Origin of the sequence: Acidithiobacillus sp. (genome assembly GCF_027322205.1) — a bacterium.
Lineage (GTDB): Bacteria > Pseudomonadota > Gammaproteobacteria > Acidithiobacillales > Acidithiobacillaceae > Acidithiobacillus.
This window is the reverse complement of record NZ_DAHVHY010000061.1, coordinates 1-2,340: the sequence shown is the minus strand read 5'-3', so window position 1 is coordinate 2,340 and position 2,340 is coordinate 1. Positions and strand designations below refer to the sequence as shown.

Annotated in this window: 2 protein-coding genes and 1 pseudogene; all 3 read left to right on the top strand. The window is 53.1% G+C overall.

Annotation, left to right across the window (positions count from 1 at the left end; translation table 11 throughout):
• A partial coding sequence (locus M7F93_RS09195) for a sensor histidine kinase (RefSeq protein ID WP_298172331.1) occupies window positions 1-471 on the top strand: 471 nt, incomplete at its 5' end.
• A gap of 3 nt (window positions 472-474) precedes the next feature.
• Window positions 475-1,215, top strand: coding sequence for a winged helix-turn-helix domain-containing protein (locus tag M7F93_RS09190; protein ID WP_298172328.1), 741 nt, complete (start codon window positions 475-477; stop codon window positions 1,213-1,215).
• An 826-nt stretch (window positions 1,216-2,041) separates the two neighbouring features.
• Window positions 2,042-2,340 (top strand): annotated as a pseudogene (locus M7F93_RS09185) (alkaline phosphatase family protein); the annotation flags it as partial.

Below are 2,340 nucleotides of genomic sequence, written 5' to 3'. Positions count from 1 at the left end.
GTTCCCCTCGAAGACTTGCTGGTTATCGCGCGCAACCAGGTTAAAGCCGTATGCACCGATCGTCCTTTTCAGGCGCGAATATCCAAAGACTTACCACTGCTCCATGTAGATCCTCAGCTCATGGGACAAGTGCTCACCAATCTCCTGGAAAACGCCTGTAAATATAGCCCGAGTGGCCGCACTATCGAATTAGAAGCCTATGCGAACGATACCGAGATTACCGTTTGCGTCATAGATCACGGCTTTGGCGTACCATCTGGCCGGGAAGAGGAAATATTCACCCGCTTCAGCCAGGTCAAACCTCCAGTCGGACTGGGTGGCAGTGGGCTAGGTTTAGCAATTTGTGCGGCGATTATTGAACTGCATGGGGGGCGCATTTGGGTGCGTAATCGGGTTGCAGTACGCGGCGCGGTGTTTTGTTTTACCGTCCCCCGTGAAACTGAACCACCCATGCCGGCGGAGGGAGATTAAGCCATGACGATCATACATCCGGAAGACGATCTGGATATTCTGCTGGTGGAGGATGACCCAAGTATTGGCGGATTTCTACAGGCGGCGCTGGACCGCGAACCAGGGTATCGCCTGTACTGGGAAACCACGCTGAAAGATGCCTGGAAGACATGGGAAAAACGACAGATCCAGGATGGTCGGCCCTTCGCGCTGATTCTGCTGGACCTTGGTTTACCGGATGGGGATGGGCAGGGATTAATCCATAGATTACGCGCCCACGGAGGGGAACAGGCATTAATCATCATCATCTCTGCGCGCGGAAGCGAGGCTGACAAGATACAGGCCCTCGATAGTGGCGCCGACGATTATCTGACCAAACCGTTTACCATTGGCGAACTGCTCGCCCGCCTGCGCGCCCATTTGCGGCGGCGTCCCGCAGGTTCATCCGCCGAATATTCTCATTGGGTCATCGGGGTCTTAGAACTGGATGATCTCACCCATACAGTTCGCAAGAGCGGGGTGCCCATCCCGATGACGCCCAAGGAATATCAATTGTTCCACCTTTTTGTGATGAATCAGGGACGGGTATTGTCATATCGACGCATCCTCAGTGCGGTGTGGGGAGAACATAGTGGCGATCAGGCCCACTATGTACGGTTATACATCAAACGACTGCGAGAAAAGATTGAGGACGATCCAGGAATGCCACAATATCTGATGACCGAAAAAGGGATTGGGTATCGATTCGGAGATCCGCTGGCGTAGGAGCGACGCCGCAGTCGCGAGAAATACATACATTGGCAACGCAATCACCTCAGTTAAAATTATCTCCTTCTATCTTCTTCCCAGCAGCCAATCTGGGTCTTGGAACACCCCAGTGCACTTAATCGTAATATGACGGTCATATTGGCTTGCTATTATTAGCATGCAGTACAGATGCGGTTGCCCCCGGAATAGCGTGGAGCCCATCAGCTCCTCCGCCCTCCTTGCCTCGGTTCGCCGGGGCTCTTTTTCATAATGGCGGATAGCCAGCCTGGATATAATGACGCGGAATAGCAGTGCGCCACGAAAATAAGTCACATTATTGTCATAAAGTTTGCAGACTTAGAATATTTATCTTTAAAACTTCATAAAAGTGTAAAACCACTGTCACATTGGCCTGTTAGTATCCTCCGCTCACAAGAAATATACCCAACCGCTGAGGATAAACCAGAATGATCCTAGCCTCATTGCCGCACATCGTATGCGGCGCGTGCAGATTATATGCGCTGTGGGGCCTTTCCACCCTCCCCGTCCGATCCACCGGACAGACGCTGGATCAGTTTCGTCCCATATGGCTGGATCTTGATGCAGACCTGACCAGGGAAGGACTACGGCTCCTCTACATTCTTGGGATCGGACCCCTTCGCATCGTCGACGATCTCTCCCAATGTTCAGCTTCTGCGCAACGAGCTTCGGCCAATGCTGTGATCCTCGTCCCGCCACCAGAATCCACGGATGCCAATCACCGGGTTCTGGCCGTGCGCAACGCCATCGGTCCCGACCTGGGCCTTGTTGTATTACTGCGGGAAAGTCATGTTGACCGTGAAGTGGAGCTATTGGCCCCCACTTTGTCTATATCTGGTTGCCGGATGATCACACGGCCGGACGCAAGTCCTGCTACTACACGCCGGATTACTATGTGGCCAATAATGACTACGCCACGGCAAAGTTCATTCACTATCTTTCCACGACACCGGAGTGGAGGCATATGGTGGTATTCCTGACCGAAGACGACGCCCAGTCCGGCGCCGACCACATCAATGCCCATCGCACCTTCGCGTTGGCCATGGGACCCTGGGTGAAAAAAGGCTATCTCGAAACCCATCTCTATTCCCAGGTGAACATCCT

Coding starts and splice junctions, on each gene's coding strand:
- M7F93_RS09190 (WP_298172328.1), top strand. CDS start 475: ATGACGATCATACATCCGGAAGACGATCTGGATATTCTGCTGGTGGAG.